The sequence below is a fragment of the Planktothrix tepida PCC 9214 genome (assembly GCF_900009145.1).
Lineage (GTDB): Bacteria > Cyanobacteriota > Cyanobacteriia > Cyanobacteriales > Microcoleaceae > Planktothrix > Planktothrix tepida.
Map to the genome: position 1 here is coordinate 1 of NZ_LN889780.1, position 6,024 is coordinate 6,024.

The following is a 6,024-nucleotide window of genomic DNA, read 5'->3' on the forward strand; positions in this document are numbered from 1 at the left end:
ACTTCACGCTAAGATTTCTGATACCAGAACCGATTTTCTTCATCAGTTGTCAACCCGGATTATTCGTGAAAATCAAACGATAGTCTTGGAAGACTTAAATGTTTCAGGAATGATTAAAAACCGGAAATTAGCCCGTGCTATTTCAGATTTGGGTTGGCAGTATTTTAGAACAATGCTAGAAGCTAAATCTGTTATGTACGGGCGTGATTTTCGGGTCATCGATAGATGGATTCCCACTTCTCAAATTTGTTCTTGTTGCGGTTTTCGCGGTGGCAAAAAAGAATTAAATATTAGAGAGTGGACTTGTTTAAATTGTGGCACTTCTCACGATAGAGATATTAACGCCGCGATTAATATTAAGGCTTGCACTGAGCAATGTCGAAGTGTCGCCGGAGGGCATTCGGAGACTCTAAACGGACGTGGAGAGAAGGTAAGGTGCGATTCGTTCAGTCGAAATAAGTAGAAATACTTAGGGATGACTGGCTTCAGTAGAGTAACAATTATGTTGAGTTCGCACTTTAAAATCCTCTACTGATGACAACTTACATATCCATATAGGTGAAGAAACCTAGCCGAGCATTAGCCTAGATAGCTAGGGGAAAAAATGGGAAAGATGAAGGATTACACCAACATCATAACCTAATCCAAAATAAACCAAGCCCTATCGTCCTAGTGCGGGATTGAAAGCACACAACCTACCAAATCAACTTGGTAGCCCCTACGGGAGAGACTGACTATCAAATCCGTAAAGCGGGGGTGAAGACAGGAATAGGTGGTAATAGCTGAAAGCACCTACTGTTAGCAGGAGTCTATGGGTAGAACAGACAAAGTGTTGTTGAACCATCGAAATCTCTCACCAAGGGATATAAGCTCGTAGGAATACCCTACCTCTTGGGTCGGAAATAGCCGACAAGGATAAGGACTATCAGGTTTCTGACACCGAGATAGCGCACTTCCTAAACCCCCGGTGGAAAGACACGCCCTAAAGACTCAATCAATGGATAGTAGGAACGAAATAACCTCCTGAACGCTCCTAGTTAGGTCGGTTAACTAGGTAGGCAGTCAAGCCAGACGCTAAGGGAGTTGAGATGGTTCAAGAAGCAAATGCTAAACCCGAAATAACGGGTAATGCCTGAAAAGGGATGGAGTAATTTCCTAGATAAGCAGACGTGAACCGCAATGTGTTAAAGCTAGAGGAACAAGTAGCAATGAATAAGCCTAATTTAGATTCAAATCCGAATACTAAGGGATGGGACGAAATCGATTGGCGTAAAGTCGAAAGATACGTTTTCAAGTTGCAAAAGAACATCTATGCTGCTTCCCGTTGTGGCGATGTCAAACGAGTCCGCAAACTCCAAAGAACGTTGATGAGGTCTTGGTCTAACAGGGTTTTATCGGTTCGTCGGGTCACACAAGAAAATCAAGGCAAGAAAACGGCAGGAGTGGACGGAGTGAAAGCTCTGAACCCCAAAGAACGTATGAGCCTCGTAGGTCAACTCAAAATAACAGGAAAATCTAAACCAACTCGTAGGGTATGGATTCCAAAACCTGGAACAGATGAGAAAAGACCATTAGGAATACCCACAATGTACGACCGAGCCTTGCAAGCAGTAGTAAAAGCTGCCTTAGAGCCAGAATGGGAGGCAATATTTGAGCCAAACAGCTTTGGTTTTAGACCCGGAAGGTCATGTCATGATGCGATATGGCAGATAAAGAACAGCATCCAAAATCAAGCCAAATTCGTGCTTGATGCTGATATATCAAAATGCTTTGACCGCATCAACCATTCAGCCCTACTCCAGAAAATAAACATCAAAGGAAAAGTCAGACAACAAATCAAATCCTGGCTCTCCTCTGGAGTCATAGACCAAGGGGCTTTTACTGCTACATCTGAGGGTACGCCACAAGGGGGGGTAATTAGCCCTCTGCTGGCAAATATTGCCCTTCACGGATTAGAAAACAAACTCAACGAATATATCAAAACCCTAAAAATGATATATCGGGGAGGACGACATTATTCCAAACGGGATAAAGTTAAAAGTCTTAGCTTTATTCGATATGCCGATGATTTCGTCTGTATTCATAAAGATAAATCCGTTATCCAAAGATGTCGAGAAATAATCTCGGAATGGTTATCTGACATTGGACTTGAATTAAAACCTGAGAAAACGAGGCTAACTCATACACTCCAACCAGAGCTAAGTGAGGATGGTAAAGCTGGATTTGATTTCTTAGGACATCATATTCAACAATACCCTGCTGGTAAATATCGAAGCAGAAAAAGTGCAGAAGGTAGAATATTAGGTTTTATAACACTCATCACCCCAACGAAGAAGGCGAGTAAGGTACACCAAGAAGAAATTAGAAGAATCATCAAAAAACACAGGTCAAGCCCACAGGCAGCATTAATTCAAGACCTCAACCCTGTAATAAGGGGATGGACTTCTTACTTCCACTTCTCAGACGCACAAACAGTCGGAGAATTATCAAAACAAGATAAACTCACATACCTGAAACTTCGACGATGGGCAAAACGCCGATGCGGAAATATCAATGATGGTCACAAGTTATATTGGACAAGCATCGGCAATAACAATTGGATATTCGCAACCAATGAAGGGAAAGCGAACCCCCTTCGGTTACTTAGACACTCAGAATTCGGCAGCAGTAGCACTGAGTACGTCAAAGTTAAAGGCGATAAAAGCCCATTCGACGGCGATTTAATTTACTGGAGTTCAAGACTAGGGACACACCCTGAATTGCCGAGTCGGACGGCTAAGTTGCTTAAGCGACAAAAGGGTAAATGTCAGGAGTGCGGATTAAGTTTCCAAAACTGGGATGTAATGGAAGTTGACCACATCATTCCTAAAACCCTCGGCGGAAAGGATGAACACATAAATTTACAACTATTACATCGGCACTGTCACGATAAAAAGACCGCAATTGACCTTAAAGAAATTAGGATGAAAGAATGCTCTATATTTCGCTCAACACTATCTCAAGAATGGGATAAATACGAGTGGGAATGTAACAATGATAATCCCAACATTTCAAGAATAAAACGGTCAGGAAGTCCTATGACAAAAGGAAACACCATTGAGTAGCCGTGTGAGATGAAAGTTTCACGCACGGTTTCGGACGAGAGGGGGAAGATGGTAACATCTCCCTCGACTCTTCTTCTTTCTGCAAAGAGAGCATCGTCTCAGTGAAGCGTCAACCCATCCAGCATTTAAGCAGTTGTCAATTTTTGACCTACTTAAATAGATGGAATCCCCGTGCGTTCACGCCGGGGCGGATGTCAAAAGTGGGGAATGTGCTATAATGGAAGATGTATCGACCCATCCGATAGTCGATATAAGGCTGTAAAGCGCATTAACGCTGCTTGGTTACTTCATTCAATCGGTTGTTAACTTTTGGCTGCCTGGGAACTGTAATGTCAGCAAAACTAGAAGAAAACCTAGCATTAGATATCCGAATCCACAAACGCATTGGTCAGTTGATAGAGGCGTTAGTGGAAGATGAGCGTGTGGGTAGTTCTAGAGAGTTAGGAAGACTCACCGGAGTTTCTTTCAATACGCTAGTTAACTGGTGTGAAGGAAAATCTGACCCCAGATTGCAAAAGCTCATGCAGTTTGCTTATGCGATTGGTTGGTCAATGACAGAACTCATGCAGTATGCGGAAGGGGATGAAGATCCCTATGAAGCGATCGCGCGTAAAAAAAAAGTCCAATACCAACAGTACCAAAAAGCATCTTAACGACAGAAACTGAGAACGATCAACTGCTGGAATATTTAACAACAACATTCACTCCAGAACAGATTCAAAAACGTGAATTATTTTTACAATACAATCAACCTGATTTATTACCCAATCTTAGCTCTCGCAAGAAGCTTTTTGTCTTATTGATAGACAGTATGGCAATTCAGAATATTTCAGAAGTTGAGGTTTTGAAGAAAACAACAATTCCCAAAAAATTGTGGGAAAAGATCCGACATTTAGACATGAATTTTAATTTTTCTCGCTTCAACTTAGAACAACTTGCTTCTTATCTTTTTCAAGTAGAAACTTGGGAAGAATTAAGACCTGTTTTTAAATTACCTTATAGCTCTTACCAAAACAACATAAGCCAACTCATCGAAGATTTACAATTTAACTCTTCAACACAACAGAACTTACCAGGTGTTGCTTAATTAGTTTTTGAGAACTTTAAGGTACGATATTCTTCCCTATAGCTCTATCAAATTTATAGTTTCTCAAGCCCCAGTTTTCCCAAGGAAATAAGAATCGGCATAGACAGTTGAGTTTTGGCTGATGCTTCAGGAATTCCCATGCCATTTCTAACCAACGTTAGAAACTCTCGAACTTTGAAAACAACCGGATCTGTGGCAGGAGTATAACCTTTTTGAATAGCAATTTTTAAACCTTGTTCAATATCTTGGAGTGTAGCAACACGCTGATGATCTACAAACACTGTCGATTCCTGCCCTAGTGTACCCGTAGTCATCGCAATTCCATTACTGGTTGGCTGTCCTGAATGGGGAATAATATTAAACAAATAGAGACGTTCAATCCCTTGACTAGAGCGAGTTTTAATGACAAGATTAGTAATAGAAGTGGTAGTTGCCCCTGGAAAATTTAAGGGTTGAATGGGTTGAACTAATACCATCCGAGCTTGATTACTTTCTAATTCTATATCAGTATTAAAAACGGCTTTAGAAGGGTCAGCTAATCGAATATAAGTAACAATTTCATCCGTTTGGCTAAAGTCAATCACGCTAAAGCGACCTGGCCAGACGGGGAGATTCGTGGTTGTACGAGTTGCCGTATCCCGATTCATCGGTTGTAAAGCTGGATTTTGAGCAGAACTGTGGGAAGATAAACTGGTGATCAGAATTGTTGAGAGAACCGGAGAAAGCAAAATTAAACTAATTTTTTGAAGAAGTTTTTTCATGATGCAATAACCTCAAATTAAATTCAGTAATTAATTGACCGTAATAAAAGCATTAACGAAAATTGAAACTTCCGTTCCTTCTGGCACAATTGCCACATTACCTCGCTTCATCAGTTCTTCTAAGGTTTGATCTGAGCGTTCACGTAAACGTTGAGCCGTGGGCGTAAAAAAACCTTCCAAAGCGGCGGCTAAAATATTAGGTTGAGCGCGTCCGGTAAGAGTTTCCACACTGCTACTTCCCAAGAGTCCACTGTGCTGACTTAATGTGCGTTGAGTAGGTTGATTAATAATTTGTCCAACCCGTCCTAAACTACTTAATACACCGACTAAAATATCGGTTTTAGCAATTGTAGAACCCCGCTCAAATAATCCTTGGGCAATCAACGGTTTGTTATTTGAACCTCGAATCAGTAAGCTTTCTTCAGGGATAGGCATCTGCTGAATATTGCCTGTAGAATCGGGATAAACAATTGCAACAGCACTTTGAGAAACCAAGCGATTACCAGGCGTAACATTATCAACTTCAGTAATTAAAATAGTTCCAATGGGTAAAGCGATCGCCCCATCAGTAGCTAACAAATCCTCTGTTAATTCCACTGCAAATCTTCCTGCCGTTGGGCTTTGGTTTGTTTCATCCCAAATCATCGGTACAATCACTTTTCCCTTAACAGATGAACCAATTGCAATTTGTTTAGGAGAAGTATATTCAGTTCCGTTCTCGTCAACTATTGTGCGGTTAAGAATACCGATTTCTCCGGCACTCATTTCATCAACCCTTGAAGTAGAAGTTAAACGTTCTGGGCTAGGATTACCAATAACAACCGTTTTGATTTCTTGATTCTGTTCAGACTGTTTTGGAGAAGAGATGGTGGGTGAACTAATCTGCATAAATTGTTCAGTTTGAGGAATAGATGTTGGCGCTGCTACGGCCGTTGTCATCCCCAAAGGCGGAGGTGTAATGGAATTGCGGGCGATAGCTGGATAGTCTGTAACATCGGCTTGGCTTTGTCCTAAAGACGCTAACTCCGCCCAGCGTTGATAGGGGTCAACTTCTTCTAATGGGGGATTTGAA

General features: G+C 41.4%; 5 protein-coding genes and 1 pseudogene. 4 read left to right on the forward strand and 2 right to left on the reverse strand.

The window, feature by feature from the left end; translation table 11 throughout:
* The 4 genes from PL9214_RS03190 to PL9214_RS03205 form a co-directional block, all read left to right on the forward strand.
* Positions 1–463: RNA-guided endonuclease TnpB family protein (locus PL9214_RS03190; RefSeq protein ID WP_139294953.1), on the forward strand; the 463-nt coding region annotated here is incomplete at its 5' end.
* Between the two features lie 745 nt (positions 464–1,208).
* The gene (ltrA, locus tag PL9214_RS03195) at positions 1,209–3,104 is read left to right on the forward strand and encodes a group II intron reverse transcriptase/maturase (RefSeq protein WP_072717411.1); all 1,896 of its coding nucleotides are present in this window, start codon (positions 1,209–1,211) and stop codon (positions 3,102–3,104) included.
* A 329-nt stretch (positions 3,105–3,433) separates the two neighbouring features.
* Positions 3,434–3,757 carry a helix-turn-helix domain-containing protein gene (locus tag PL9214_RS03200; RefSeq protein WP_072717408.1) on the forward strand — a complete coding sequence of 108 codons (324 nt, stop codon included), beginning with the start codon at positions 3,434–3,436 and terminating at the stop codon, positions 3,755–3,757.
* A gap of 158 nt (positions 3,758–3,915) precedes the next feature.
* On the forward strand, positions 3,916–4,191 hold the full coding sequence (locus tag PL9214_RS03205; RefSeq protein WP_072717409.1) for a lipase: 276 nt from the start codon (positions 3,916–3,918) through the stop codon (positions 4,189–4,191).
* Between the two features lie 53 nt (positions 4,192–4,244).
* Here the strand turns inward: PL9214_RS03205 and PL9214_RS03210 are convergent, their stop codons facing one another.
* Both PL9214_RS03210 and PL9214_RS03215 read right to left on the reverse strand, forming a co-directional pair.
* Complete coding sequence (locus tag PL9214_RS03210) at positions 4,245–4,952, reverse strand: hypothetical protein (RefSeq protein WP_072717410.1); 708 nt, start codon at positions 4,950–4,952, stop codon at positions 4,245–4,247.
* Between the two features lie 30 nt (positions 4,953–4,982).
* A pseudogene (locus PL9214_RS03215) lies at positions 4,983–6,024 on the reverse strand (TrbI/VirB10 family protein); the annotation flags it as partial.

Excerpts from the sequence above, each read along its gene's own strand:
- PL9214_RS03200 (WP_072717408.1), top strand. The coding sequence starts at position 3,434 with ATGTCAGCAAAACTAGAAGAAAACCTAGCATTAGATATCCGAATCCAC.
- PL9214_RS03205 (WP_072717409.1), top strand. The coding sequence starts at position 3,916 with ATGGCAATTCAGAATATTTCAGAAGTTGAGGTTTTGAAGAAAACAACA.
- ltrA (WP_072717411.1), top strand. The coding sequence starts at position 1,209 with ATGAATAAGCCTAATTTAGATTCAAATCCGAATACTAAGGGATGGGAC.
- PL9214_RS03210 (WP_072717410.1), bottom strand. The coding sequence starts at position 4,952 with ATGAAAAAACTTCTTCAAAAAATTAGTTTAATTTTGCTTTCTCCGGTT.